This is a genomic window from Amycolatopsis sp. WQ 127309 (assembly GCF_023023025.1).
Taxonomy (GTDB): Bacteria; Actinomycetota; Actinomycetes; order Mycobacteriales; family Pseudonocardiaceae; genus Amycolatopsis.
Window position 1 is genome coordinate 604,513 of sequence record NZ_CP095481.1, and the last position, 26,808, is coordinate 631,320.

A 26,808-nucleotide genomic window follows, 5' to 3' on the forward strand; every position below is an offset into this window, starting at 1 on the left:
CAGTGGCACTCGGAGGTGAATATGCGGCACACACGACTCACCGAAACGCTTTCCGTCGGTGAAATCGGGCTCGGCTGCAGTTCGATGTCCTACGGTTACGGGCCCGCCCGGACCGCGCGGGACCACGAAGAGTCGGCCCGGGTGCTCCGGCACGCGGTCGACCTGGGCGTCACCGTGTTCGACACGGCCGACGTCTACGGCCCGTTCACGAACGAACAGCTGCTCGGCGAGGTGCTCGCGCCGTACCGCACGCGGACCACGATCGCCACCAAGGTCGGCCTGATCCTGCGGCCCGACGGCACCCTGGAACGCAACGGGCGTCCCGAATACCTGCGCGAGGCCTGCGAAGGCTCGCTGCGCCGGCTGGGCGTCGACGCGATCGGCCTCTACCAGCTGCACCGCGTCGATCCCGCCGTGCCGCTGGCCGAGTCGTGGGGCGCGCTGGCCGAGCTCGTCACCGAGGGCAAGGTCCTCGGCCTCGGCATCTCGCACGCGACCGTGGAGGAGCTGGAGCAGATCCACGCGCTGTTCCCGATCGCCGCGGTGCAGTACGAGCTGTCGGTCTGGGAACGCCGGAACCTCGACGAGATCCTGCCGTGGACCTGGAAGAACGACGTCGGCTTCCTCGCCTGCTGCCCGATCGGCCGCGGTTACCTGTCCGGGCAGGTCGCCGTCGACGAGCTCGTCGACGGCGACTCGCGGCGGCGCGACCCGCGGTTCGAGGCCGGCGCGCTCACCGGCAACCAGCGCATCGTCGACGGCCTGCAGCGGGTCGCCGCGCGGCACGGCGCGACCCCCGCGCAGGTGGCGATCGCCTGGCTCACCACGCACGGCGACAACGTCGTGCCGATCCCCGGCACCCGGCGGCTGCGCTGGCTGGCGGAGAACGTCGGCGCGGCCGGGATCCGGCTGAGCGCGGCGGACCTGCGCGACATCGACACACTGCCCGTGGCGACCGGCGAAAAACGCTGGGACGAACACCGCGAAGCCGTCGTGTCGAAATGACCGCGCAATTCTTTGGATACGGCGGCGAAGCTGACTTAGACTGCGGACAGCTCACCGGCCGAGGTATTCCGGCCCATCCCGGAAGAGCCATTCCATTCATTCATCGTGACGCGAAACTGGAGGAGAAGCCGTGGGCGAACAGGCACGACCGCTGATCACGGTGCTCGGTTCGTCCGGGCTCCTGGGCACCGCCATCACCCGCGAACTGGCCGCCCGGCCGGTCCGCCTGCGCCTCGCCGGGCGCCGGCCGACCACGGTCCCGGCCGGGGCGCGGGCCGACATCGACGTCCGCACCACCGACCTGACCGCCGACGGTGCCGTCGCCGACGCCGTCGAGGGCGCCGACGCGGTGATCCACCTGGTCGCGCACATCGCCGGGGCCAGCACCTGGCGGGTGTCGTCGGACGACCCGGTCGCCGAGCGCGTCAACGTCGGCCTGGTGCACGACCTCGTCGCCGCCGTGAAGGACCAGCGGCCGGCGCACCCGCCGGTGGTCCTGCTGGCCGGGTCGATGTCGCAGGCCGGGCGCTCGATCTCGGGCCGGATCGACGGCACCGAGCCGGACCGGCCGCTCACCACCTACGACCGGCAGAAGCTGGACGCCGAGCACGCGATCCGCGACGCCGTCGAGACGGGCCTGCTGCGGGGCGCGTCGCTCCGGCTGGCCACGCTCTACACCCAGGGCTCCGACTCCCCCGCGCTCGACCGCGGCGTCGTCTCGGCGATGATGCGCCGCGCGTTCGCCGGCGAGGCGCTCACCATGTGGCACGACGGGACCGTGAAGCGGGACCTGGTGTGCGTCGACGACGTCGCCCGCGCGTTCCTGGCCGCGCTCGACCAGCCGGACGCCGTCGACGGCCGGCCGTGGCTGGTCGGCACCGGGCTGGCGACCAGCGTCGGTGACCTGTTCGGCGGGGTCGCGAAGGCCGTCGCCGCGCAGACCGGGCGGGAACCGGTGCCGGTGGTGTCGGTGCCGCCGGCCGACCACTCGATGCCGACCGACCTGCTCGACTTCGTGCTCGACCCGTCGGGCTTCCGGAACGCCACCGGCTGGGCGCCGCGCGTCTCGCTGGAGCACGGCCTGGAGAACCTCGCGGCGGCGATGGCGCGCGACGCCGTCTCGCCGGGCGTCTGAGGGGCCGGCGATGCGCGTCCTGCTGGTCCTGCCCGCCGAGAAGAGCATCTTCAACTACCTGGTGCCGGTCACCTGGGCGCTGCGCACCGCCGGGCACGAGGTGCACGTGGCGAGCCTGCCGCGGTTCGCGAGCACGATCACCCAGGCCGGGCTGACGGCGGTCCCGGTCGGGCACGACCGGGACCCGTGGCGCATCACCGAAAACCGGCCGGAGGAACGCGCGGCGCTGCGGGCCGGGGTGGCCGCGCCGTACGACCTGTTCGACGTCCCCGGGTCGGCCACGTGGGACTACCTGCGCGACGGGATGACCGCCGCGGTCAAGGGCTGGCACCGGCTGACGAACTTCCCGATGGTCGCCGACCTGGTCTCCTACACCCGGTACTGGGAGCCGGATCTCGTGCTGTGGGAGCCGCTCTGCTACGCCGGGGCGATCGCCGCCAAGGCGTGCGGCGCGGCGCACGGCCGGCTGCTGTTCGGCATCGACGTCTTCGGCGCCACGCGCGTCGACTACCTGCGGACGCAGGCCCGGCAGGCGCCGGCGGACCGCGCCGACCCGCTGGCCGGCTGGCTCGGCAGCTACGCCCGCAAGTACGGCTTCGACGCCGGTGAGGACCTCGCCGTCGGCGACTTCACCATCGACCAGCTGCCCGCGTCGCTGAGCCTGGACGCCGGTCTCGACACCGTCCGGGTGCAGTTCGTGCCCTACGGCGGGGCCGCGGTGGTACCTGACTGGCTGAAGCGGCCCGCGGAACGCCCCCGGGTCGCGCTGACCCTCGGCCTCACCGCGACCGAGGTCTTCGGCGGCTACAACGTGCCGCTGTCGGAGATCCTCTTAGGACTGTCCGAACTGGACGTCGAGGTGGTCGCGACGGTCGCCGAGGACGTGCAGCGGACGCTGCCGTCGATGCCGGCGAACGTCCGGATGGTGCCGTACGTGCCGTGGCACGCGCTCGCCCCGACGTGCGCCGCGGTGGTGCACCACGCGGGCGCGGCGACCCTGGCCACCACGGCACGGCACCCGGTGCCGCAGCTGGCCCTGCACTTCCACTTCGACCAGCCCTACCTCGGCCGCAAGCTCGCCGAACACGGCGCCGGCCTGGAGATCCACACGGGCGACGCGACCGGCTCCAACGTCCGCGACGCCGTCTCGCGCCTGCTCACCGAACAGTCTTTCAAAGCCCGCGCGGCAGACCTGCGCGACCAGATCTTCGCGCTCCCCACCCCGAACGAACTGGCCGGGACGCTCGAAGAGCTGACCGCCAAGCACCGCACCCGCTGAGCACCCGGAAAGGAGCACCATGCGCGTCCTGTTCGCCACCACGCCGCAGAAGAGCGTCTTCCTGTACCTGGCGCCGATGGCGTGGGCGCTGCGCACCGCCGGCCACGAAGTGCGCTTCGCGAGCCAGCCCGCGCTGACGGACGTGATCACGCAGTCCGGCCTCACCGCGGTGCCGGTCGGGCACACCCGCAACCGCCGCCTCACCGACGTCGACGGCCGCGAAGAGGGGCGCGCCGGGCTGCCCGCGCCCTACGACGTCTTCGACGACTACGAGCGCGCCACCTGGGAGTACCTCGAGCCCGGCATGGCCGACGCGGTGCGCGGCTGGCACTGGCTGACGAACCACCCGATGGTCGGCGGGCTCGTCGAGTTCGCCCGCGCCTGGCGGCCGGACCTGATCGTCTGGGAGCCGTTCTGCTACGCCGGGCCGATCGCCGCGAAGGCGTGCGGCGCAGCACACGCGCGTCTCCTGTTCGGCGTCGACGTCTTCGGCGCGGCCCGCGAGCAGTACCGGCGGCGGCTGGCCGAGGAGCCCGGCCGCGTCGACCACCTCGGCGCGTGGCTCGGCCGGTACGCGCGGATGTACGGCGCCGAGTTCTCCGAGGACATGACGACCGGGCAGTTCACCATCGACCAGTTCCCGGCGAGCCTGCAGCCGGCGACCGAGCTGGACGTCCTGCGCACGCAGTACATCCCGTACGGCGGCCCGGCCGTGGTGCCCGGCTGGCTGTCCAAGCCGCCGGAACGCCCGCGTGTCGCGATGACCCTGGGCCTGACCGCGACCGAGCACTTCAACGGCTACACCGTCGGCGTCCAGGAGGCCCTCGACGCGCTCGCCGACCTCGACATCGACCTGGTCGCGACCGTCGCGGAGAAGGCACAAGCGGAACTGACGCGCATCCCGGGCAACGCGCGGATCGTCTCGTACGTGCCGTGGCACGCGCTGGCCCCGACGTGCTCGGTCGTCGTCCACCACGCCGGCGCCGCGACCATGGCCACGACGTCCCGGCACCCAGTGCCGCAGCTGGCCCTGCACCACCACTACGACCAGCCGTTCCTCGGGCGCAAGCTGGCCGAGCACGGCGCCGGGCTGGAGCTGCCGACCCACCGCGCGACCGGCGCGCGGATCCGGGAGAGCGTCGAACGGCTGCTGACCGAACAGTCCTTCAAGGACCGGGCCGCGGACCTGCGCGACGAGATCCTCGGGCTGCCGTCACCGAACGCGATCGTGCCGGAGATCGAGGCGCGCGTCCGATGAGAGTCCTGCTGACCACCTACCCGGAGAAGACGTTCTTCTACCACCTGGTCCCGCTCGCCTGGGCGCTGCGCACGGCCGGGCACGAGGTGCGCGTGGCGTGCCAGCCGAAGTTCGCGCCTGTCGTCACCCAGGCCGGGCTGACCGCGGTGCCGGTCGGGTCCGACCGGAACTTCTGGCGGATCACCGAGACGCGCGCCGGCGGCACGGAGGCGATGCGCGAAGGGATCATGCCGCCCTACGACGCCTTCGACGACGTCGCCAAGCAGAACCTCGGCTACCTGCAGCCGGGCCTGACCGAGGCGGTGCGCGGCTGGCACCGGGTGAGCAACTTCCCCATCGTGGCCGGCCTCGTCGAGTTCGCGCGGGCCTGGAAGCCGGACCTCGTCGTCTGGGAGCCGCTGAGCCAGGCGGGCGCGATCGCCGCGCGGGCGTGCGGCGCGGCCCACGCGCGGATGCTGTGGAGCATCGACCTCTTCGGCGGCGTCCGCGACCACTACCTGCGGCTGCGCGGCGCCGAGCCGGACCCGTTCGAGGCGTGGTTCGCCGGTTACGGCCGCAAGTACGGCTTCGAGTTCGGCGAGGACATGGTCACCGGCGACTTCACCCTCGACCACCTGCCGGGCAGCCTGCAGATCGAGGCCGGCCTGCCGTACCTGCGCTTCCAGTACGTCCCCTACGGCGGCCCGGCGACGGTGCCGGACTGGCTGCAACGTCCCGCCGAGCGTCCGCGGATCGCGCTGACGATGGGCCTGAGCGCCACCGAGATCTTCGGCGGCTACCACCTGTCGCTGCCCGACGTCCTCGACGCACTGTCCGATGTGGACGTCGAGGTCGTGGCGACGGCACAGGGCCTCGGCACGGTACCGGCGAACGTCCGCCTGGTCTCGTACGTCCCGCTGCACGCGCTGGCGCCGACGTGCGCGGCCGCCGTCCACCACGGCGGCCTCGGTACCCTCGCCACGTTCGCCCGGGCGGGCGTCCCGCAGCTGTGCGTGCCGCACCACCTGGACGAGCCGATCTTCGCCGCCGGCCTGGCCCGCGTCGGTGCCGGCATCGACCTGCGCTCACCCACGGCCGACACGATCCGCGAGAGCGTCCGTCGGCTGCTCGACGACCCGTCCTTCACGCGCGGCGCGGCGAACCTCCAGTCCGAAATGGACACCCTGCCGTCCCCGAACGACATCGTCCCCGAACTCGAAGACCTCACCGCCAAGTACCGCGCTCGCTGACCGGAAGAGAGACCATGCGCGTCCTGCTCACCACCTACCCGGAGAAGACCATCTTCCAGCCGATGGTCACGCTGGCGTGGGCGCTGCGCACCGCCGGGCACGAGGTGCGGGTGGCGACCCAGCCGGGGTTCGAGGACGTCATCACCGGCGCCGGGCTCACCGCCGTGCCGGTCGGGCGCCGCGGCGTCGGCAACTGGCGGCGGCTCACCGAGGCCTACCCCGACCTGGCCGAAGCCGAGCGCGTCGGCCTGCCTTCGCCTTATGACGCCGCCGTTTCCGGCGTCGGTACGCGCGAGGAGATGGCTTCCGGATATGCGTCGATCCTCGAGCTTTGGCACAAGCAGAACAACTTCCCGCTGGTCACCGGCCTGGTCGAGTTCGCCCGGGCGTGGCAGCCGGACCTGGTGATCTGGGAGCCGACGACCTACGCGGGCGCGATCGCGGCCGCGGCGTGCGGTGCGGCACACGGCCGTCTCCTGTGGAGCATCGACGTCTTCGGCGCGGCCCGCGAACGGTTCCGCGCCCTCGGCCCGGGCCCCGATCCGCTGGCCGGCTGGATCGCCGGGTACGGCCGCAAGTACGGCTTCGCCTTCGCCGAGGAGCTGATCACCGGGCAGTTCACGATCGACCCGGTGCCGGAGCCGATCCGCCTCGACACGCGGCTGCCGACGCTGCCGGTGCAGTACGTCCCCTACGGCGGCGCGGCCGGCGTCCCGGACTGGCTGAAGCGCAGGAGCGACCGGCCGCGGATCGGCCTGACCCTCGGCACGACGGCCACCGAGCACTTCGGCGGCTACACGGTCAGCGTCCCGGACATCCTGGCCGCACTGTCCGATGTGGACGCCGAGATCGTCGCCACCCTGCCCGACGCCGAAGCCGCCAAGGTCACGGAAGTCCCGGCCAACGCCCGGATCGTGCCGTACGTGCCGCTGCACGCGCTCGTGCCGACGTGCGCGGCGGTCATCAACCACGCCGGGCCCGGCACCTACCTGACGACGGCCCGCTACGGCGTCCCGCAGCTGGCCGTGCCGTGGGAGTTCGACGAGCCGGAGCTGGCCCGCCGCGCGACGGTCCACGGTTCCGCACTGACCCTGACCGGCTCGGAGGTCTCGGGCAAGGCCGTCCGCGCGAACGTCCTGCGGCTGCTGTCGGAGCCGTCGTTCACCACCCGGGCGCGGGAACTGGCCGCGCGGATGGCCGCCACGCCCTCGCCCAACGACGTCGTCCAGGCGCTCGAAGACCACGTCGCCCGGAGGAACGCATGAGGACCACCCGGCCCGGCCCCGGCCGTCCGGCCTTCCCGGCCACGGGAACGGCCGCCGCACTCGTGCTCGAAGCTCGCCGAGCGGAGGAACCCACGCGCGTTCTCACCGGCGCCTTCCCGGCGCTCCGCGACCTCGCCACCCGGTACCGGCGCAGCTCCCGGACGTCGAGCCCCGCCGTCCGCGCGAGTGTGCTGCGCCTGCCGGCCGCCGCTCCCTCGCCATCCGAAGCCCGCTGACCGGAGGAAAGCCCATGCGCATCCTGTTCGTCTCCAACCCGCCCCGGACCGTCTACAAGTACATGTTCACCATCGCCTGGGCGCTGCGGACGGCCGGGCACGAGGTCCGGTTCGCCAGCCAGCCCGAGTTCGTCGACGAGGTCCTGCAGGCCGGGCTCACCGCGGTGCCCGTCGGGCACAGCCGCGACATGCACAAGGTCGCCGCCCGCACCCGCGGCGTCGAGAACGAGCGCGCGGGCATCCCGGCGCCCTACGACGTCTACGAAGAGCCCGAGAAAGCCACCTGGGAACACATGGTCTCGACGATGGCCAACGAGGGCATCGAGTGGCACAAGTACGGCAACTTCCCGATCATCTCCGGGCTCGTCGAGTTCGCCCGCTACTGGGAGCCCGACCTCGTCGTCTGGGACCCGCTGAGCTTCGCCGGCGCGATCGCGGCCAAGGCGTGCGGCGCGGCGCACGCGCGGCTGCTGTTCGGCGTCGACGTCTTCGGCAAGGTGCGGCAGCAGTTCGTGAAGCTGCGGGACGCGCAGCCGGCCGACCAGCGCCGCGACCCCTTGGCCGAGTGGATGGGCGCGTACGCCCGCAAGTACGGCTTCGACTTCACCGAGGACATGTTCACCGGCGACTTCACCCTCGACCAGTTCCCGCTGAGCTGGCAGGACGAGGCCGACCTGGAGTACGTGCGGACGCAGTACATCGCCTACAACGGCGCGTCCGTCGTCCCGAAGTGGCTGCAGACGCCGCCGGTGAAGCCGCGGATCGCGATCACCATGGGCAACAGCGCCGTCGAGGTCTACCGCGGCTACAACGTGCCGCTGAGCGACCTGCTGGACTCCGTCGCCGACCTCGACGTCGAGGTGGTCGCCACGGTCGCCGCGTCGCAGCAGCCGCTGCTCGGCAAGACGCCGGACAACGCCCGGATCGTCGACTTCGCGCCGATGCACGCGCTGGCCCCGACGTGCTCGGTCGTCGTGCACCACGCCGGCGCCGCGACCATGGGCACCACCGCGCGTCACCCGGTGCCGCAGCTGGCCCTGCCCTACCACTACGACCAGCCGACGCTCGGCAAGATGCTGGAGAAGCAGGGCGCCGGGCTGTCGATCCACGTTTCCGAGGTCACGCCGGAGAAGTTCCGCACGGCGATCGACCGGCTGCTCACCGAGCAGGTGTTCCAGGACCGGGCGGTGGCCCTGCGCGACGAGATCTTCGCGCTGCCCACGCCGAACCAGGCCGTGCCGCGGATCGAAGAGCTCGTCGTGAAGCACCGGGCGCGGTGACATGCGCGTCCTGCTGACCACCTACGCCGAGCGCACCCACTTCCTGATGATGGTGCCGCTCGCGTGGGCGCTGCGCACCGCCGGGCACGACGTCCGGGTGGCGGTGCAGCCCAAGCTCGCCGGGGCGGTGACCGGGGCGGGGCTCACCGCCGTCCCGGTCGGGCACGACCGCGACCTGTGGGACCTGCTGCGCCGCACCGGGCCCGAGCACCTGTTCGGCGTCGAGACGGGCTGGCCCGCGCCCTACGACACGGCCGCACTGTCCACACCGGACTGGGACCACGTGCTGCGCGGCTACCGCGACATCGCCGTGCGCTGGCACAAGACGAGCAACGTCCCGCTGATCGACGACCTCGTCGAGTTCGCGCAGTGGTGGCAGCCGGACCTCGTGCTGTGGGAGCCGACGACGTACGCCGGCGCGATCGCGGCCAAGGCGTGCGGCGCGGCGCACGGCCGGATCCTGATCGGCGAGGACGTCTTCGGCCTGACCCGCGACCACTTCCTCCGGCTGCGACCGGACGGCGCCCCGGACCCGCTCGGCGAGTGGCTGGGGGCGTACGCGCGCAAGTACGGCGGCGAGTTCAGCGAAGACATGGTCACCGGGCAGTTCACGATCGACCAGCTCCCGGCGTCCCTGCGCCACCGGGCGCACCTGGAGCACGTCCCGATGCGGTACGTGAACTACGGCGGCGCCGCGGTGGTCCCGGACTGGCTCTCGACGCCACCTTCGCGCCCACGCATCGCACTCACCATGGGCCTGACCGCCCACGACCGCACCGGCGGCTACCCGGTCGACCTGCAGGACGTCCTCGACGCGGTCGACGGCCTCGACGTCGAGCTGGTCGCCACGGTCACCCCCGAGACCCGGCTGAGCCGGGTCCCCTCGCGAACGCGCCTGGTCCCGTTCGTGCCGTTGACCGCGCTGCTGACGACGTGCTCGGTCGCCGTCCACCACGCGGGCGTCGGCACCCTCGCCTCGACGGCGTTGCGCGGCATCCCGCAGCTGACCCTGCCCTGGGACGTCGACCAGCCCACGCTCGGCGCCCGCCTCGCGGCGCAGGACGCGGGCATCTCCATCCACGCCACCGAAGCCACCACCGAAGGCATCCGCGACGCGCTGGTCCGGCTGCTGCACGAACCCGCGTACACCAAGGGCGCCGCCCACCTGCGCGACGAGATGCTCGCGATGCCGTCACCCAACGACGTCGCCCACCAGCTAACCGAGGGATGAGGCCATGCGCGTCCTGTTCACCACCTACCCGGAGAAGACCCACTTCCTCGCCATGGCGCCGCTCGCCTGGGCGCTGCGCACCGCCGGGCACGAGGTGCGGGTCGCGTGCCAGCCGAAGTTCGCCGACGTCGTCACGCAGGCCGGGCTCACCGCCGTGCCGGTCGGGCCGGACCGCGACCTCTGGCAGCTGATGGCGCGGGACACGAACTGGTTCAGCGTCGGGCTCAACGGCCTGCCGGTGCCCTACGACACCGTCGACTGGCGCCCCGAGGACGTCTCCTACGAGTACCTCCGCGACGGCTACAAGCTGCACGTCACCAAGTGGCACAAGATGAGCAACGTCCCGTTGATCCCGGGCCTGGTCGAGTTCGCCCAGGCGTGGCAGCCGGACCTGGTGATCTGGGAGCCGTCGACGTACGCGGGCGCGATCGCCGCCGAGGCCGTCGGCGCGGCGCACGCGCGGCTGCTGTTCAGCCTCGACACCTTCGGCGTCACCCGCGACCACTTCACCCGGCTCAGCCCCGAAGGCGCCGAAGACCCGCTGAAGGAGTGGCTCGCGCCGGCCGCGGGCAAGTACGGCGTCCCGTGGAGCGAACGCCTCGTCACCGGTGAGTTCACGATCTCGCTGCTGCCGCCGTCGCTGCGCGTGGAGGCGGACCTCGACTACGTGCCGATGCGGTACGTGCCCTACGGCGGCCCCGCCGTGCTCCCGGCCTGGCTGCGCACGCCGCCGGAGAAGCCGCGGGTGGCGCTCACCATGGGCATCAGCATCGCCGAGTCGAGCGGCGACATGGTCGACCTCGAGGACCTGTTCGACGAACTGTCCGATGTGGACATGGAACTCGTCGCGACGATCCCGGAGAGCGTCCAGGAGAAGCTCGGCCAGGTCCCGGACAACGTGCGGATGGTGTCCTTCGTGCCGCTGCACGCGCTGGTCCCGACCTGCACCGCCGTCATCCACCACGCCGGCTACGGCACCCTCGCGACGACGGCGTTGCACGGAAAGCCGCAGGTCATCGTGCCCTGGAACGCCGACGGGCCCGCGCTCGCCAAGCGCGTCGCCGCGCAGGGAGCCGGGCTGGCGCTGCACGTCCACCAGGCGTCGGCGCGCGGGGTGCTGCGCAACCGGCTGCTGCGCGTGCTCACCGAGCCGAAGTTCACCGAGGGCGCCCACCGGCTGCGCGACGAGATCCTCGCCATGCCGACGCCCAACGACGTCGCCGACCAGCTCGCCCGCCGCGTCGCGAAGGTGGCCATCGCGTGAAGGTCCTCTTCGCCGCCAACCCCGAGAAGGCGCACTTCCTGCCGATGGTGCCGCTGGCCTGGGCGCTGCGCACCGCCGGGCACGAGGTGCACGTCGCGTGCCAGCCGAAGTTCGCGCCCGTCGTCACCCAGGCCGGGCTGACGGCGGTGCCCGTGGGCCGCGACGGCGACCTGTGGGACCTCATGCCGCGCCACCCTGACTACCGCGGCACCCAGTGGCGGCCGGCCTACGGGCTGCCGGTGCCGTACGAGGTCGCGGAGTTCCCGGAGAAGGCGACGCCGGAGTACCTCGAGGAGTCGTACGCGGCGATCCTGCACTACTGGCACAAGCCCGCGTGCTTCCCGATGATCGGCGGCCTGGTCGAGTTCGCCCGCGCCTGGGAGCCGGACCTCGTGCTGTGGGAGCCGCTGTGCTTCGCGGGCCCGATCGCGGCGCTGGCGTCCGGCGCCGCGCACGGCCGGATCCTGTGGAGCACCGACGTCTTCGGCGTCACGCGGTCGTTTCCCGCCGCCGGCGATCCGCTGGGTGACTGGCTCGGCGCGTACGCGCGCAAGCACGGCGGCGAGTTCACCGAGGAGCTGGTCACCGGGCAGTTCACGATCGACCAGCTCCCGGCGTCCCTTCGGCTCGCGACCGATCTGGAAACCGTGCCGCTGCAATACCTTCCGTACGGCGGATCGGCGTCCATCCCGGACTGGCTGCGCGAGCCGCCGGAGAAACCGCGGGTCGCGTTGAGCATGGGGATCAGCCTCACCGACCACGAGGCCGGATACTCGGTCGCGGTGCAGGACGTGCTGGATCACCTGGTCAAGCTGGACGTCGAGGTCGTCGCCACCCTGCCGGACGTCGAGAAGGCGAAGCTGGCGAGCATCCCCGACGGCGTCCGGATCGTGCCGTACGCGCCGCTCGAAGCCCTGGCGGCGACGTGCTCGGCGGTCGTCTCCCACGGCGGTTTCGGCACCTTCCTGACGACCGCGCGCCACGCCGTCCCGCAGCTGTGCACGCCGTGGGACTTCGACGGCCCGGTCTTCGCCGCCCGCGCCGCCGCGCAAGGCGGCGCCCTCGCCGTCCGCGCCGACCAAGCCACCGGCGAAGTGGTCGCGGACGCCGTGGCCCGCCTGCTCGACGAGCCCGCCTTCGCGGACCGGGCCGCCGTCCTACGCGACGAGATCCGAGCCATGCCCACACCCAACGCGGTCGCCGAGCAGCTGGCCGCCCAGTACCGCAGGGGGTCGTAATGCGGGTCCTGTTCACCGTCAGCCCGGGGACGACCGTGTTCAACAGCATGGTGCCGCTGGCCTGGGCGCTGCGCACCGCCGGGCACGACGTGCGCGTCGCGAGCCAGCCCGCGTTCGCCGACGAGATCACCCAGGCCGGGCTCACCGCCGTGCCGCTCGGACGGGACCTCGGTATCCCGCGGCTGCTGCTGGCCATGGGCATGGACAGCGCCGCGCTGGAGGAGGCGCGCCGCGGGCTGCCGGACCCGTACGCGGTGCTGGACGAGCCGGACTCGACCGACTGGGACCGCGCCCACCGCGCGTTCACCGAGGTCGCCGAGGGCGCGCGGTTCGAGACGTTCGCCATCATGTCGGCGCTCGTCGAGTTCGTCCGCGACTGGGAACCGGACCTCGTCGTGTGGGAGCCGTTCACCCCGGCCGGCGCGATCGCGGCCAAGGCCTGCGGCGCCGCCCACGCCCGGCTGCTCTACGGCGTCGACGTCTACGCCTTTGCCCGCCGGCACTTCCTGAGCATCCGCGACGGCCGGAACGACCCTCTCGCGGACTGGCTCGGCGGATACGCGCGCAAGTACGGCGCGGAGTTCAGCGAGGACATGACGGTCGGCCAGTTCACCATCGACCAGATCCCGGCGAGCCTGCAGACCGAGTCGGACCTGCACTACCTGCGGACGCCGTACATCCCTTACGGCGGCGCGGCGGTCGTCCCGCGCTGGCTGCAGCTGCCGCCGCAACGCCCGCGCGTCGCCCTCACCATGGGCCTGAGCGCGACGGGGTACTTCTCCGGCTACACGGTGAACGTCCAGGACATCCTCGACTCCCTCGCCGACCTGGACATCGAGCTGGTCGCCACGGTCGCCGAGGCCGAACAGGCCAAACTCCAGCGGATCCCGGACAACGCGCGGCTCGTCCCGTACGTGGCCCTGCACGCGCTCGCCCCGACGTGCACGGCGGCGATCACGCACGCCGGTTTCGGCACGCTGACGGCGTTCGCGCCCTACGGCGTCCCGCAGCTGACGTTGCCGTTCCACTTCGACGAGCCGACGCTCGGCCACCGCCTCGCCGCCCAGGGCGCCGGCCTCAACCTCGACCCGACGCAGGTGACCGGCGCGAACGTCCGCGAAGGCGTCCTGCGCCTGCTCGACGAGCCGTCCTTCACCACGGCGGCCCGCCGCCTCCAGGCCGAGATCCGCGGGTTGCCCAGCCCCAACGACCTGGTCCCCGAGATCGAAGCCCTGACCGCCAAGCACCGAACCCGCTAGGAGCCGGCCATGCGCGTTCTGTTCGCGGTCAACCCGGAGAAGAGCACGTTCCTGTACCTCGTGCCGATGGCGTGGGCGTTGCGCACCGCCGGGCACGAGGTGCGGGTGGCGAGCCAGCCCGGGTTCGCCGACGTCATCACCCAGGCCGGCCTGACCGCCGTCCCGGTCGGGCGGGACGTCGACAAGTGGCGCGGCACCCGGCCCGAGCTGCTGGAACAGTCCCGCGCCGGGCTGCCCTCGCCGTGGGACGTCCTCGACGGGAACGAGGACGACCTCGTCGAGAAGCAGGAGCACGCCGTCGCGTCGATCCACCGGCCGGACAACGTGCCGATGCTCGCCGGGCTCGTCGAGTTCGCCCAGGCCTGGCAGCCGGACCTCGTGGTGTGGGAGCCGTTCTGCCTCGCCGGGCCGATCGCGGCCAAGGCGTGCGGCGCGGCGCACGCGCGGATGCTGTTCAGCGTCGACGTCTTCGGCCTGACCCGCGAGCACTTCCGCCGGACCCGGCCGGCGAAAGACCCGCTGGCCGACTGGCTCGGCGCGTACGGCCGCAAGTACGGCTTCGCGTTCACCGAGGACATGACCACCGGGCACTTCACGATCGACCAGTTCCCGGCGAGCCTGCAGGAGAACGCCGACCTCGGCTACGTGCGCACGCAGTACGTCCCCTACGGCGGCCCGGCCGTGATCCCGGACTGGCTCAAGCGCCCGCCGGAACGCCCCCGCGTCGGCCTCACCCTCGGCCTGACCGCGACGGAGATCTTCACCGGCTACACCGTCCCGCTGCGGGACGTCCTCACCGAACTGTCCACTTTGGACGTCGAGGTCGTCGCGACCGTCGCCGAGGCCGAGCAGGAGAAGCTCGGGACGCTGCCGGCCAACGTCCGGGTCGTGTCGTACGTCCCGTGGCACGCGCTGGTGCCGACCTGCGCCGCGATCGTGCACCACGCGGGCGCGGCGACGCTGCTCACGACGTCGCGCTACCCGGTGCCGCAGCTGGCCGTGCACTACCACTTCGACCAGCCGATCCTCGGCCGCAAGCTGGCCGAGCACGGCGCCGGGCTCGCGCTGCACACCACCGAAGCGACCGGCACGGCCGTCCGCGACGCCGTCCGGCGGCTGCTCACCGAGCCGGAGTTCCGCCGCAGGGCCGTCGCGCTGCGCGGCGAAGTCCTCTCCGCCCCCAGCCCGAACGACCTGGTGCCGCGGCTCGAAGAGCTCACCGCCCGGCACCGCACCCGCCAGTAGAAGCCCAGGAGATCCCATGCGCGTCCTGTTCACCGACACCCCCGAGCCGACGACGTTCATGCCGATGGCCCCGCTGGCCTGGGCGTTGCGCACGGCCGGGCACGAGGTCCGGTTCGCCGCGGCCCCGATGTTCGCCGAGACGATCATCCAGGCCGGGCTGACGGCCGTCCCGGTCGGCCGCGACGTCGACCTGTACCGCCGCCTCGACGCCGTGATGGGCGCGCTCGACCACAACGCGGAGCTGAAGGCCGAGTTCGCGGGCGTCTCCGACGAAGACGCCTTGGAGCTGCTGAAACTCGAGTCCGGGATGCCCGCGCCCTACGACGTCGCCGAGTACCCCGAGCGCGCCGACTGGGAGAAGATGCTGCCGGCCTACGCGGGCGCGGTGTGGACCGACCACAAACCCGAGAACTTCCCGATGATCGCCGGGCTGGTCGAGTTCGCCCGCGCCTGGGAGCCGGACCTCGTGCTGTGGGAGCCGTCGACGTACGCGGGCGCGATCGCGGCCAAGGCCTGCGGCGCGGCGCACGGCCGGCTCCTGGGCCGGCTCGACGCGTTCGGCGTCACCCGGTCGCACTACCGGCGGCTGCTGGCGCAGCAGCCGGAAGACCAGCGTTACGACCCGTTCGCCGACTGGTACGAGGGCTACTGCGAGCGCTACGGCTTCGAGTTCGGCGAGGACATGGTCACCGGCCAGTTCAGCGTCGACCAGTTCCCCGGTTCGCTGCGGATGGCCGCCGACGACGTCGACTACCTGCCGATGCGGCACGTCCCGTACGGCGGCCCCGCGTCGGTGCCGCACTGGCTGTGGGCGGCGCCGACCCGCCCGCGCGTCGCGCTCACCCTGGGCAGCACCGCCGCCATCCGGTTCGACGGCTACACCGTGGACGTCCAGGACGTCCTCACCGCGCTCGGCGACCTCGACATCGAGGTGATCGCCACCGTCGCCGACAACGTCCGCGGCCGGCTCACCGCGGTGCCGCGCAACACGCGGATCGTGCCGTACGCGCCGCTGCACGCCCTCGCGCCGACCTGCGACGTCGTGATCAACCACGCCGGCGCGGGCACCTACCTGGCCGTCGCGCTGCACGGCGTCCCGCAGCTGACGCTGCCGTGGGACCTCGACGAGCCCGAGCTGGCGCGCCGCGCCACCGCGCACGGGTCGGCGCTGATGATCCGCGGCGACCACGCGACCGGTAAGGACGTCGCCGACGGCGTCGCCCGCCTGCTCGCCGAGCCGCGGTTCCGCGCACGGGCCGTCGACCTGCGGGACGAGATGCTCGCGCTGCCCTCGCCCAACGACGTCGTCGGCCAGCTGGAAGAGCTGACCGTGAAGTTCCGGACGCGCTGATGCGGATCCTGTTCACCGTCATCGCCGAGCGGACGATCTTCTGCTCGATGGTCCCGCTGGCCTGGGCGCTGCGGACGGCCGGGCACGAGGTGCGCGTCGCCTGCCAGCCCGCGTTCGCCGACGTGGTGACGCAGGCCGGGCTCACCGCCGTCCCGGTCGGGCGCGACGCGACGATCTGGCGGATGGAGAGCCTCGACCCGGCGCTGCTGGAGCAGGCGCGGGCCGGGCTGCCGAGCCCGTGGCGGGTGGTCGAGGACCCGGCCGGCGCCGACTGGGAAGACCTGCGCGAGGGCCACCGCGTCGCCGTCGACGAGGGCCACAAGCTGGAGAACTTCCCGCTGATCAACGGCCTCGCCGAGTTCGCCAGGGCGTGGGAGCCGGACCTGGTGATCTGGGAGCCGCTGACCTACGCGGGCCCGATCGCCGCGAAGGCGTGCGGCGCCGCGCACGCCCGGCTGCTCTGGAGCCTCGACGTCTTCGGCGCGACCCGCGAGATCTACCGGCGGACGGCGAACGGCGCCCCCGAGGATCCGCTCGCGGACTGGCTCGGCGGCTACGGGCGCAAGTACGGCTTCGAGTTCGGCGAGGACATGACGACCGGGCAGTTCAGCATCGACCAGGTACCGCCGTCGATCGGCCTGCGCGCGGGCGACCTGGACTACCGGCCGATGCAGTACGTCCCCTACGGCGGCCCGGCCGCCACCCCGGACTGGCTGCCCACCCAGCGTCCGCGCATCGGCCTCACCCTGGGCACCACGGCGACCGAGCACTTCGGCGGCTACGTCGTCAACGTCGCGGACACCCTGGCCGAGCTGTCCACTTTGGACGTCGACGTGGTGGCGACGGTCAAGGATCCCGCGTTCCCGATCCCGGCCAACGCGCGCGTGGTGCCCTTCGTCCCCCTGGACGCGCTGGCCCCGACCTGCGACGTCGTCATCGACCACGCCGGGCCGGGCACGTTCCTGACGGTGGCCCGCCACGGCGTCCCGCAGCTGACGGTCCCGTGGGACTTCGACGAGCCCGAGCTGGCCCGCCGCGCGGCCGCGCAGGGCGGGTCGCTCACCATCCGCGGCGACCGGGCGACCGGCGCCCGGATCCGCGAGGGCGTCGAACGGCTGCTGGCCGAACCCTCGTTCAAGACTCGCGCCGCGGACCTGCGCGACGAGCTGCGCGGCCTGCCGTCCCCCAACGACGTCGCCGACGAGATCGAAGCCCTCGTCGAGAAGAACCGGTGAGGCCGATGCGCGTCCTGTTCGCCACCTACCCCGAGTCCACGGTCTTCCAGCCGATGGTCCCGCTGGCCTGGGCGTTGCGCACGGCCGGGCACGAGGTCCGCGTCGCCGCGCCCCCGGTCTTCGCCGACACGATCACCGCGGCCGGGCTCACCGCCGTCCCGGTCGGACGGGAGCGCACGAACACCTGGCGGCGGCTGCTTTCCCTGGACCCGGCCGAAGCCGAAGCCGACCGCGCGGGCCTGCCGTCGCCGTACGACGCCGCGTTGCGGCCGGTCGGCGTCGAGGAGATGCGGGCCGGGTACGCGCGGATGATCGAGCACGGCCACAAGCTGAACAACTTCGCGCTCGTCCCCGGGCTCGTCGAGTTCGCCCGCGCGTGGCGGCCCGACCTGGTGATCTGGGAAGCCACGACGTACGCCGGCGCGATCGCGGCGAAGGCGTGCGGCGCGGCCCACGCGCGGTTCCTGTGGAGCCTCGACGTCTTCGGCGTGACGCGCGAACGTTTCCTCGCTCTCTCACCCGACGCCGACCCCTTGCGGGACTGGCTCAGCGGGTACGGCCGCAAGTACGGCTTCGACTTCGACGAAAGCCTGGTCACCGGCGAGTTCACGCTCGACGCGCTGCCCGCGTCCCTGCGCCTGGACGCCGATCTGGACTACCGCTCGATGCAGTACGTCCCCTACAACGGCCCGTCGACGGTCCCGGACTGGCTGCAACGGCCGCGGGACCGCCCCCGGATCGGCCTCACCCTCGGCACGTCGGCCACCGAGCAGTTCGCCGGGTACACCGTGAGCGTCAAGGACATCCTGGCCGAGCTGTCCACTTTGGACGCCGAGGTGGTCGCCACCGTGGCGGAGGACCTGGGCCCGGTCGACGCGCGCGTCGTCCCGTTCGTCCCGCTCGACGTCCTGGCCCCGACCTGCGACGTCGTCATCGACCACGCCGGACCCGGCACCTTCCTGACCGTCGCGCGCCACGGCGTCCCGCAGCTGACCGTGCCGTGGACGTTCGACGAGCCCGCGCTCGCCGCCCGCGCGGCCGGCCAGGGCGGCTCGCTCACCCTCCCCGGCGACCAGGCCACCCCCAAGGCCATCCGGGAGCACGTCGCACGGCTGCTGACCGAACCGGAGTTCCGCGAGCGCGCCGCCGCGCTGCGCAAGGAGATCCGCGCCCTGCCCACCCCGAACGAACTCGCCCACGAACTCGCCCGCTGAGGAGCACCATGCGCATCCTGTTGACCACCGCCAACCAGGGCAGCATGTTCCAGCCGATGGTGCCGCTGGCCTGGGCCCTGCGCACGGCCGGGCACGAGGTCGTCGTCGCCACGCAGCCCGACTTCGTCGAGGAGGTGACGCAGGCCGGCCTCACCGCGGTCCCGGCGGGTCGCCAAGTCGACCCGCGGCGCCTCCTCGTGGCCATGCAGGTCACCGAGGACATGCTCGAAGAGGCCCGTGAAGGCCTGCACCCGCCGTACGACGCCGTCGAGGACCCGTCGAGCGCCGACTGGGACAGCATGCTCACCGGGTACGTCGACGACGTCGAGCGCTGCCGCTACGAGATCTTCTCGATGATCGGCGGGCTCGTCGAGTTCGCCCGCTCGTGGCAGCCGGACCTGGTCATCTGGGAGCCGTTCACCTACGCCGGGGCCATCGCCGCGAAGGCGTGCGGCGCGGCGCACGCGCGTCTCCTGTTCGGCGCCGACGTCTACGGCCGCGCCCGCGAGATCTTCCGCGGCTTCGGCCAGACCGAAGACCCGCTGGCCAAGTGGTTCGCCTCCTACGGCCGCAAGTACGGCTTCGACTTCACCGAGGACCTGATCACCGGCGACTTCACGATCGACCCGATGCCGGCCAGCCTGCAGTGCGAAGCCGACCTCAACTACCTGCACATGCGCAACGTCCCCTACGGCGGCGTCGCGATCGCGCCGTGGTGGCTGGAGATCAAGCCCGAGAAGCCGCGCGTCGCGCTCACCATGGGCCTCACCGCGACCGGCCACTTCGCCGGCTACACGATCGACATCCAGGACGTCCTCGACGCGCTCGCCGACCTCGACGTCGAGCTGTACGCGACCGTCCCGGAGGACGAACAGGAGAAGCTGCGCAGCATCCCGGAGAACGCGCTGCTGATGCCGTACATCCCGCTGCACGCGCTCGCGTCGACGTGCTCGGTCGCGATCAACCACGCCGGCGTCGGCACGCTTTCGACGTTCGCGCTGCACGGCGTCCCGCAGCTGACCCTGCCGTACCACTTCGACGAGCCGCTGATCGGCCGCCGCTTCGCCGCCACCGGCGCCGGCCTGACCATGCACGGCATCCCGATCGACGCGGACACGATCCGCGCGAACGTGCTGCGGCTGCTGGAAGAACCGTCGTTCACCGAAGGGGCGGCGCGGCTGCGCGACGAGATGCACGCGCTGCCGACGCCGAACCAGCTGGTCGGCGAGCTGGAAGCGCTGACCGTCAAGCACCGCGGCGGTGCCTCGTGAAGGTCCTGTTCTGCGCGTTGCCGCAGCTGACGCACTTCTACGCCACGGTCCCGCTGGCCTGGGCACTGCGCACGGCCGGGCACGAGGTGCGGTACGCGACCTCGCCCGACTTCGCCGAAGCCGTGACGGACGCCGGGCTCACCGCCGTCGCGGTCGGCCCGGCCGACGCCGGGGACGACGAGGAGATCGCCGAGGAGGCCCCGTCCGGGCTGCCCGCGCCGTACGACCTCGCGGAGTCGGGCGCGGACTGGACGGACGGCCACGCCGAGGCGTTCGACGCGATGGTCACCTACGCCTTCGGCGAGTTCAACGCGCCGATCCTCGACGCCCTGGTCGCGTTCGCCCGCTCCTGGCAGCCGGACCTGGTGCTGTGGGAGCCGTTCACCTACGCGGGCGCGTTCGCCGCGGCGGCGTGCGGGGCGGCACACGGCCGGGTGCTGTTCGGCACGGACTTCCTCGGCGTGACGCACGAGTGGATCCACACGCACGTCCCGGACGACCGGCTCACCGGGTGGCTGACTTCGACGGCCGCTTCGTTGGGTGTTCCCTACACCGATGACCTGCGGTCCGGGCACTTCACCGTCGACCAGCTGCCGTCACCGCTGCGGCTGTCGTCGCCGGAGCTGGAGTACGTCCCGACGCGGTACGTCGCCTACGGCGGCCCGGCGGAAGTGCCCGCCTGGCTGCGGGAAACCCCGTCACGCCCGCGGATCGCGCTCACCTTGGGCACCTCCGCGACGCTGGAGTACGGCGGCTACACCGTGCAGGTGACCGACCTGCTCGCCGCGTTGTCCACAATGGACGTCGAGGTCGTGGCGACGGTCGATGGGCCGGTGCCGGACAACGTGCGAGCGGTGCCGTACGTGCCGCTCGACGCCCTCGCCCCGACGTGCGCGGCGGCGATCCACCACGGCGGCTTCGGCACGCTCCTGACGTTCGCCCGCCACGGCGTCCCCCAGCTGACCCTGCCGCACGACTTCGACGCGCCCCTGCTGGGCCGCAAGCTCGCGGCCCAGGGCGCCGGGCTGACGATCGACCCGGCCCAGGCCAGCGGCCGCCGGATCCGGTGGAGCGTCGAACAACTGCTGGGCAACAAGGGCATCCGAGCGTCCGCAACCGCGCTGGCCGGGGAGATCGCGGCGATGCCCAGTCCCAACGACGTCGTCGCGCGGCTCGAGGAACTGACCACGAAACACCGCGGAGGCCGGCCGTGAAGGTCCTGTGCTGCGTCCTGCCTCAGCTGACGCACTTCTACGCGCTCGCGCCGATCGCGTGGGCGCTGCGCACCGCCGGGCACGAAGTCCGGGTGGCGAGCACGCCGGGGTTCACCGACGCGATCACCCGCGCCGGCCTCACCGCCGTCCCGCTCGGTCACGACCCGGAGCCCGACCCCGAGGACGACACGCCGGAGGCGCAGGAGGCGCGCGACGCGTTGCGGCGCGGCTTGCCGAAGCCGTACGACCTCGCGGAGTTCACGCCGACGCCGGCCGACTGGACCGACGAGCGCGCCGAGGCGTTCGAGATGATGGTGACGTACGCGTTCGGCGAGGACAACGAGCCGCTGCTGGACGGCGCCGTCGAGTTCGCCCGCGCGTGGCGGCCGGACCTGGTGCTGTGGGAGCCGTTCACCTACAGCGGCGCGCTGGCGGCCCACGCGTGCGGCGCCGCGCACGGCCGGGTGCTGTTCGGCACGGACTTCCTGGGCGTCACGCACGACTGGATCCGGCGCTTCGCCGCCGCCGACCGCCTCACCGAATGGCTCACCGAAACCGCGTCCCGCCACGGCCTCCCGTACGAGGATCACTTGCGTGCCGGGCACTTCACCCTCGACCCGCTCCCGCCGAGCCTCGCCGTTTCCCTGGACGCGCTCCCGGTCCGCTACACCCCGTACGGCGGCGCCGCGGTGGTCCCGCCCTGGGTGACCAAGCCGCTCGACCGCCCCCGCGTCGCGCTGACGCTGGGCACGTCGGCGACGGAGTACTCGGGCTACACGGTGAACGTCCGCGACATCCTGGCCGCATTGTCCACAATGGACATCGAGGTGGTGGCGACGATCGCGGACCCGGAGTCGCTGGGCCCGATCCCGTCGAACGCGCGAGTGGTCCCGTACGTCCCCCTGGACGCCCTGGCGGCGACGTGCACCGCGGCCATCCACCACGGCGGTTTCGGCACCCTGGCGACGTTCTCCCGCCACGGCGTCCCCCAGCTGACCCTCCCGTACGACTTCGACGCCCCCCTGCTGGCCCGCAAGCTGGCGGAGCAGGGAACGGGCCTGACAGTCCACTCGGACGACGCCACCGGCCCCGCCGTCCGCAATGCCCTACAACGACTCCTGACAGAACCGGGCTTCCGCACCCGAGGCCAGGCGCTATGCGCCGAAATCGAGGCCCAGCCGGGCCCGAACGACCTGGTGACCCAGCTGGAACAGCTCACCCGCAAGCACACCCCGTAAAGCCGTGAAGGCCTCCTTACCGGCCATAAGAGCCGGTAAGGAGGCCTTCACGGCTTTGGGCGGAGCCGCGGGAGGATCAGTTGTACTGCAGGGCGTCCAGGCCGATCGCCAGGCCGAGCGCGAGGCGGCGGTCGATCTCGTCGTCTTCCAGGCGCAGCAGGTAGTTGTCCGACAGCCGCGCGGTCTTCTCCACCGCGCCGACGACCCGGTCCTCGCCGCGGGTGAAGTCGAAGTGGTACTTCCAGAAGAACGGGACCTCTACGTCGCCGGGCCACGGGACCAGCTTCCAGATCCGGCGGAACGCCGCCATGCCCTGGCTGCGCTCGCTGACCGTCAGGCGGTCGCGGCCGTCCTGGTCGAGCACCCAGGTCGAGCGGTAGAAGGACTTGCCGAACTTCTTGCCGAACAGACCGAGCACCTCTTCGTCGCCGTCGGCGCCCAGCACCTGGTACGCGCTGGACAGCTCTTCCACCTTGTGGGAACGGAACTTCGCGAGCACCGTTTCCTTGCTCTCGTCGGTGTAGAACGTCGCGTGTTCCTTGAACGTGAGGCGCTTCTCCTCGATGAAGGCGACCAGGTCACCCGGCTGGCCCTGACCGTCGTCCGCGTAGACGTGGTAGCGGATGACCATCAGCTTCTGCTTCTGCCGGATGTGGAACCGATCGTGCTTCTGCAGCTGGTGAATTTCCATGGGTCCCCCGTAAGCGGTCTAACCGATCATGGTTGCTCGATGCTAGCGCGGCCACCCCCGGCGAGCTGAACCGCGGGAACGGCGTACCGGCGCGCGATCTCGTGGAACACGTCCTTCGGTTCCCACCGATCGAGGTTGTCCGGATCGATCTTGACGACGCTGAACGACGCCATGTCCAGGTCCCGCAAGGGATCCGCGAAGTGCGGGTAGTCGCGCAACGCGAACGTGTAGACGAACGCACCGTGGACGTCGTTGCGCGCGTAGACGTCGATCATGTCGCCGACGTAGGCGGCCTGCACCCGCTCGCTGCGGATGTTGCCCTTGCGGATCTTGGGCGGCACCGAGAGCCAGTTGACGATCTTGAACGATCCCGGCCCGCGCTGCGCGCCGCCGACGTAGGCCCCGCAGCCGAACTCCGTGATGAGCAGCGGTTTCCCGGCGCGCGCGAGCCGTTCCCTCAGCCGCACCTCGAACTGCGCGGAGTTCGACGCCGTGCGGTAGAGGTTCACCCCGGCGTAGTCGAAACCGGACCAGTCGACGTCCTCCCACGACGCCGCCGCGTAGGTGACCGGGCCGCCGAAGACCGGCTTGACCCGGCCCAGCGCCCGCGCCAGCAGCCGGTTCACCTTGCGGTTGATCCGCTTTTCGAACCGCCGCCGCCAATGGATGGTGAGCAGCAGCCGCATCGCCTCCGGCCTGCCGGGGATCATCCCGGCCAGGTGCAGGGAGAACTCGCAGCCGACGACCAGGTTGACGCGGCCGGGGAAGCCGCGCCGCAGCTGCTCGGCGGCCAGCGCGGCGACCTCGAGGGTGCGCAGCACCTTGCGCCGCCCGATGTCCACCGGGTGCGGCTCGATCCAGACGTCGAGGCCGGCCGCCAGGGCGTTGTGCGCCGCGGTGAACAGCTTCGGCAGGTCCATCCCGATCAGGATGACGTCGGTGCAGTGGAGCTGCTCCTTGATGGCCCGCAGGTCGTGCGCGGCGACCTCCTCGGACACCTCGTCGACCTGCAGCGAGATCCCCTTGATCCGCAGGCTCATCCCGCGTCGCCGTTGGCCAGGGCGTCGGTGGCGTAGCGGTTGAGCAGGTCGCGCGCGGCCCGCACCTCGGCCGCCATCGGCCGGTCCTCGGCCAGCGGCGGGGAGATTCCGGCGAGCTCGGCCCAGATCCCGCCGTCGGGCGGCGGCGCGTCGGTCATCACGGCCAGCTGCGCGACGCCGAGAGCGAGCGAGCCGATCACCAGCCAGCCCAGCTCCAGGGCCTCGGCCACGGAGTTGGCGCCGTTGAGCGCCATCGGGACGTGGTCCTGGTTCCAGCCGTTGGTCGGCAACGTCGTCAGCGACGACGGGTAGACCAGCTGCCGGATCCGCGACACGAACGACGTCGCGCTGATGTGCACGCCCGCCAGCCCGCAGCCGCGGCCGGCGCGCGGGGTCAGCATCGGCGGCAGGTCGCCGTTGGTGGCCGGGGACAGCAGCAGCCCCAGCTGCCGTTCGGCCAGGTAGACCGCCATGTGCATGGCGAGCCCGGTCTGGTCGGAGGCGAGCCCGACCGGCATCGCGTGGAAGTTGCCGCCGTGCAGCAGCCGCCCCTCGAAGGTGATCGGGTTGTCCTGGCAGCCGTCGACCTCCAGGGCCAGCACGTTGCCGACGTTGTCGAGCTGGTCGAGCACCGCGCCGAGCACCTGCGGCGCGCAGCGCAGGCTGTAGGGCTCCTGCAGCGGCCGCTTCGGGTCGCGGGTCTGGCTGTCGGGCAGCTCACGCCGGATCCACTCGGCCGCGGTGAGCTGGCCGAGCTGGCCGCGCGCGATGCCGTGCCCGGCGTCGTAGTGCTCCGGGTTGGCACCCAGCAGCGTCGCGAGCCGGCCGGTCAGCATCGCGGCGGCCTGGACCAGCCGCAGCGACGACTGGTGGTTGACGATCGACTGGGCGAGGCTCGCGCCGGTGCCGTTGACGAACGCCAGCGCCTCCCGCACCGGCCAGTCGACCGGCTCGTGGCCCAGCGCGGCCAGCGCGTCCTTCGCGGGCACCGTGATCCACCGGCCGCCGCCGTCGCGGCGCCACGCCCGGCCCTGCCCGCCGAACGCCAGCGCGGCGTGCGCGAGCGGCTGCAGGTCCCCGCTGGCGCTGACCGTGCCGTGGCGCGGGATCACCGGCGTGAAGCCCTTGTTCCACAGGTCGGCGAGGATCTGCCAGAACCGCGGCGTGACGGCGGAGTAGCCCTTGCGCATGTTCTGGATGCGCAGCCACAGGATCAGCCGCGAGACGTCGGGCGAGAGCGGTGCGCCCTGGCCGGTGCCGAGGTGGGAGATGAGCGAGCTGCCCTGCTCCATCTCGGAGTCGGCGTCGAACACCACCAGCGGCCCGAAGCCCTGGGTGAGCCCGTACACCGGCTTGTCGGCGGTGAGGTGCTCCTCGATGGTGCGCGCGCTCGCCCGCATCCGGGCGATGTCCGCGTCGTCGCACGGGTCGATCTTCGCGTCCCAGTCGGCGCTCCAGACGATCTCGCCCAGGTACAGGGAACTGGTCAGCTCGCGGCCCTGGCTTTCGGCGATCGGTGTCACCTCGCTGCGACCTCCTCGTCGGGTGTGGTGGGGGCGGGAACGTGCCGCAGCTTGCCCAGGGCGGACCGGTCGATCCGGGGCACGACGTGCAGCTTGCGCGGCCGGACGCCCAGGCGGGCGAACGCGGCCGCGAGGTCGAGGTCGGCGACCTCGGTGCCGGGCGCGAGGGCGACGAGCAGCTCGACGTGCTCGCCGATCTTCGGGTCGGTGACCGGCAGCAGCGCGAGGTCGGCGCAGTCGAGCACGGCCCGCAGGGCGTACTCGGCGTCGTCCAGGTTGATCCGGCGGCCGTTGACCTTGACCAGGCGCCCGGCCCGGCCGGCGTGCCGGAACGAGCGCTCGCCGAGCGGCACGACCCGGTCGTCGGCCTCCCAGGACGCCGGCTCCGGTTCACCGGGCCGGAACGCCAGCCGCGGGCTGGTGACGGCCAGCGGCCCCTCGGCACCCGGCGTCACCGCACCCGCGAACCCGACGTCGGGGAACAGCTGCCACTCCGGCGGTTCGCCCTCGCGCCAGGTGCGCGTCGCGATGCCGCCCGCTTCGGTGGAGCCGAGCACCTCGACCAGCAGAGCCCGCTCCGGACCGAGCTCGCGCAGCAGGTCACCCGCGGTGCCCGGCAGCATGGCGCCGCCGTAGAGCACGGTGAGGTGGTCGAGCCCGCGCACCCAGTCCAGGTGACGCAGCAGCAGCTCGAAGATCCACGGCGTCGCCATCACCACCGGGCGCCCGCCGATGTCGGGCAGGGTGCCGTAGAAGCCGTCGCGGTACCACGCCGGCACGCGCAGGCGGGCCGGGACGAGCACCGTGGCCAGCGCGCCGAACAGGTGGACCGGCGGCACGAACGAGACGACGGCGTCCGGCCGTCCGGGCGCCACGAGGTCGGCGAGCATCCCCGCCTCGGCCCACACCTTCGGCCCGTACCGCCGCCACTGCCGGCGCGGCCCGGTGGTGCCCGAGGTGTGAAAGTCGACGACGGCGGGCAGCGCGTCCGGCCCGATCGCCGGCTCGCGGTCCCACCGGACGTGCCAGGCGCGCCCGGTCACCTCCGGCGCCGCGAACCCGGGCGTGAGCAGCTCGTGCGGGGTCAGCTCCGCGTATCCCATCGCC

General features: G+C 72.4%; 23 protein-coding genes. 19 read left to right on the forward strand and 4 right to left on the reverse strand.

The window, feature by feature from the left end:
• The first annotated feature begins 21 nt into the window (after window positions 1-21).
• The 19 genes from MUY22_RS02225 (at window position 22) to MUY22_RS02315 (ending at window position 22,447) form a co-directional block, all read left to right on the forward strand.
• Window positions 22-1,005 (forward strand): aldo/keto reductase, encoded by a 984-nt coding sequence (locus MUY22_RS02225; protein ID WP_256475394.1) that lies wholly within the window; start codon window positions 22-24, stop codon window positions 1,003-1,005.
• A 130-nt stretch (window positions 1,006-1,135) separates the two neighbouring features.
• Window positions 1,136-2,140: an NAD(P)-dependent oxidoreductase gene (locus tag MUY22_RS02230; RefSeq protein WP_247056480.1), complete on the forward strand. Its 1,005-nt coding sequence runs from the start codon at window positions 1,136-1,138 to the stop codon at window positions 2,138-2,140.
• 10 nt (window positions 2,141-2,150) lie between these two features.
• A complete protein-coding gene (locus tag MUY22_RS02235; RefSeq protein ID WP_247056482.1) occupies window positions 2,151-3,419 on the forward strand; it encodes an activator-dependent family glycosyltransferase in 1,269 nt (422 codons plus the stop codon).
• Between the two features lie 19 nt (window positions 3,420-3,438).
• On the forward strand, window positions 3,439-4,677 hold the full coding sequence (locus MUY22_RS02240) for an activator-dependent family glycosyltransferase (protein WP_247056484.1): 1,239 nt from the start codon (window positions 3,439-3,441) through the stop codon (window positions 4,675-4,677).
• Window positions 4,674-5,906: an activator-dependent family glycosyltransferase gene (locus tag MUY22_RS02245; RefSeq protein WP_247056486.1), complete on the forward strand. Its 1,233-nt coding sequence runs from the start codon at window positions 4,674-4,676 to the stop codon at window positions 5,904-5,906. Before MUY22_RS02240 ends, MUY22_RS02245 begins: the two co-directional genes overlap by 4 nt.
• Window positions 5,907-5,920: 14 nt before the next feature.
• Entirely contained in the window at window positions 5,921-7,171 is a 1,251-nt protein-coding gene (locus MUY22_RS02250; RefSeq protein WP_247056488.1) for an activator-dependent family glycosyltransferase, read from the forward strand.
• Window positions 7,168-7,407 (forward strand): hypothetical protein, encoded by a 240-nt coding sequence (locus MUY22_RS02255; RefSeq protein ID WP_247056491.1) that lies wholly within the window; start codon window positions 7,168-7,170, stop codon window positions 7,405-7,407. The genes MUY22_RS02250 and MUY22_RS02255 overlap by 4 nt, the downstream gene beginning before the upstream one ends.
• A gap of 14 nt (window positions 7,408-7,421) precedes the next feature.
• A complete protein-coding gene (locus MUY22_RS02260) occupies window positions 7,422-8,687 on the forward strand; it encodes an activator-dependent family glycosyltransferase (RefSeq protein ID WP_247056493.1) in 1,266 nt (421 codons plus the stop codon).
• 1 nt (window position 8,688) lies between these two features.
• Complete coding sequence (locus tag MUY22_RS02265; RefSeq protein WP_247056494.1) at window positions 8,689-9,918, forward strand: activator-dependent family glycosyltransferase; 1,230 nt, start codon at window positions 8,689-8,691, stop codon at window positions 9,916-9,918.
• A 4-nt stretch (window positions 9,919-9,922) separates the two neighbouring features.
• Window positions 9,923-11,182 (forward strand): activator-dependent family glycosyltransferase, encoded by a 1,260-nt coding sequence (locus tag MUY22_RS02270; RefSeq protein WP_247056496.1) that lies wholly within the window; start codon window positions 9,923-9,925, stop codon window positions 11,180-11,182.
• Window positions 11,179-12,420, forward strand: a complete 1,242-nt coding sequence (locus MUY22_RS02275; protein ID WP_247056498.1) for a nucleotide disphospho-sugar-binding domain-containing protein — start codon at window positions 11,179-11,181, stop codon at window positions 12,418-12,420. Before MUY22_RS02270 ends, MUY22_RS02275 begins: the two co-directional genes overlap by 4 nt.
• The gene (locus MUY22_RS02280; protein WP_247056500.1) at window positions 12,420-13,679 is read left to right on the forward strand and encodes an activator-dependent family glycosyltransferase; all 1,260 of its coding nucleotides are present in this window, start codon (window positions 12,420-12,422) and stop codon (window positions 13,677-13,679) included. Before MUY22_RS02275 ends, MUY22_RS02280 begins: the two co-directional genes overlap by 1 nt.
• 9 nt (window positions 13,680-13,688) lie before the next feature.
• A complete protein-coding gene (locus MUY22_RS02285; protein ID WP_247056502.1) occupies window positions 13,689-14,924 on the forward strand; it encodes an activator-dependent family glycosyltransferase in 1,236 nt (411 codons plus the stop codon).
• 16 nt (window positions 14,925-14,940) lie between these two features.
• Window positions 14,941-16,275, forward strand: a complete 1,335-nt coding sequence (locus tag MUY22_RS02290; RefSeq protein WP_247056504.1) for an activator-dependent family glycosyltransferase — start codon at window positions 14,941-14,943, stop codon at window positions 16,273-16,275.
• Window positions 16,275-17,510, forward strand: a complete 1,236-nt coding sequence (locus MUY22_RS02295; protein WP_247056506.1) for a nucleotide disphospho-sugar-binding domain-containing protein — start codon at window positions 16,275-16,277, stop codon at window positions 17,508-17,510. Before MUY22_RS02290 ends, MUY22_RS02295 begins: the two co-directional genes overlap by 1 nt.
• 5 nt (window positions 17,511-17,515) lie before the next feature.
• Window positions 17,516-18,724, forward strand: a complete 1,209-nt coding sequence (locus MUY22_RS02300) for a nucleotide disphospho-sugar-binding domain-containing protein (protein ID WP_247056509.1) — start codon at window positions 17,516-17,518, stop codon at window positions 18,722-18,724.
• Window positions 18,725-18,732: 8 nt separating this feature from the next.
• Window positions 18,733-19,995: an activator-dependent family glycosyltransferase gene (locus MUY22_RS02305; protein ID WP_247056511.1), complete on the forward strand. Its 1,263-nt coding sequence runs from the start codon at window positions 18,733-18,735 to the stop codon at window positions 19,993-19,995.
• Window positions 19,992-21,209 carry a nucleotide disphospho-sugar-binding domain-containing protein gene (locus MUY22_RS02310; protein WP_247056513.1) on the forward strand — a complete coding sequence of 406 codons (1,218 nt, stop codon included), beginning with the start codon at window positions 19,992-19,994 and terminating at the stop codon, window positions 21,207-21,209. The genes MUY22_RS02305 and MUY22_RS02310 overlap by 4 nt, the downstream gene beginning before the upstream one ends.
• The gene (locus MUY22_RS02315; protein WP_247056515.1) at window positions 21,206-22,447 is read left to right on the forward strand and encodes a nucleotide disphospho-sugar-binding domain-containing protein; all 1,242 of its coding nucleotides are present in this window, start codon (window positions 21,206-21,208) and stop codon (window positions 22,445-22,447) included. The genes MUY22_RS02310 and MUY22_RS02315 overlap by 4 nt, the downstream gene beginning before the upstream one ends.
• A gap of 76 nt (window positions 22,448-22,523) precedes the next feature.
• On the opposite strand, the gene MUY22_RS02320 is transcribed toward MUY22_RS02315, so the two are convergent.
• The 4 genes from MUY22_RS02320 to MUY22_RS02335 are packed head-to-tail and all read right to left on the reverse strand — an operon-like array spanning window position 22,524 to window position 26,804.
• Complete coding sequence (locus MUY22_RS02320; RefSeq protein WP_247056517.1) at window positions 22,524-23,138, reverse strand: hypothetical protein; 615 nt, start codon at window positions 23,136-23,138, stop codon at window positions 22,524-22,526.
• A 26-nt stretch (window positions 23,139-23,164) separates the two neighbouring features.
• Entirely contained in the window at window positions 23,165-24,178 is a 1,014-nt protein-coding gene (locus MUY22_RS02325) for a hypothetical protein (protein ID WP_247056520.1), read from the reverse strand.
• Window positions 24,175-25,701, reverse strand: coding sequence for an aromatic amino acid ammonia-lyase (locus MUY22_RS02330; RefSeq protein ID WP_247056522.1), 1,527 nt, complete (start codon window positions 25,699-25,701; stop codon window positions 24,175-24,177). The genes MUY22_RS02325 and MUY22_RS02330 overlap by 4 nt, the downstream gene beginning before the upstream one ends.
• Window positions 25,698-26,804, reverse strand: coding sequence for a long-chain fatty acid--CoA ligase (locus MUY22_RS02335; protein ID WP_247056524.1), 1,107 nt, complete (start codon window positions 26,802-26,804; stop codon window positions 25,698-25,700). Before MUY22_RS02335 ends, MUY22_RS02330 begins: the two co-directional genes overlap by 4 nt.
• Window positions 26,805-26,808 lie beyond the last annotated feature (4 nt).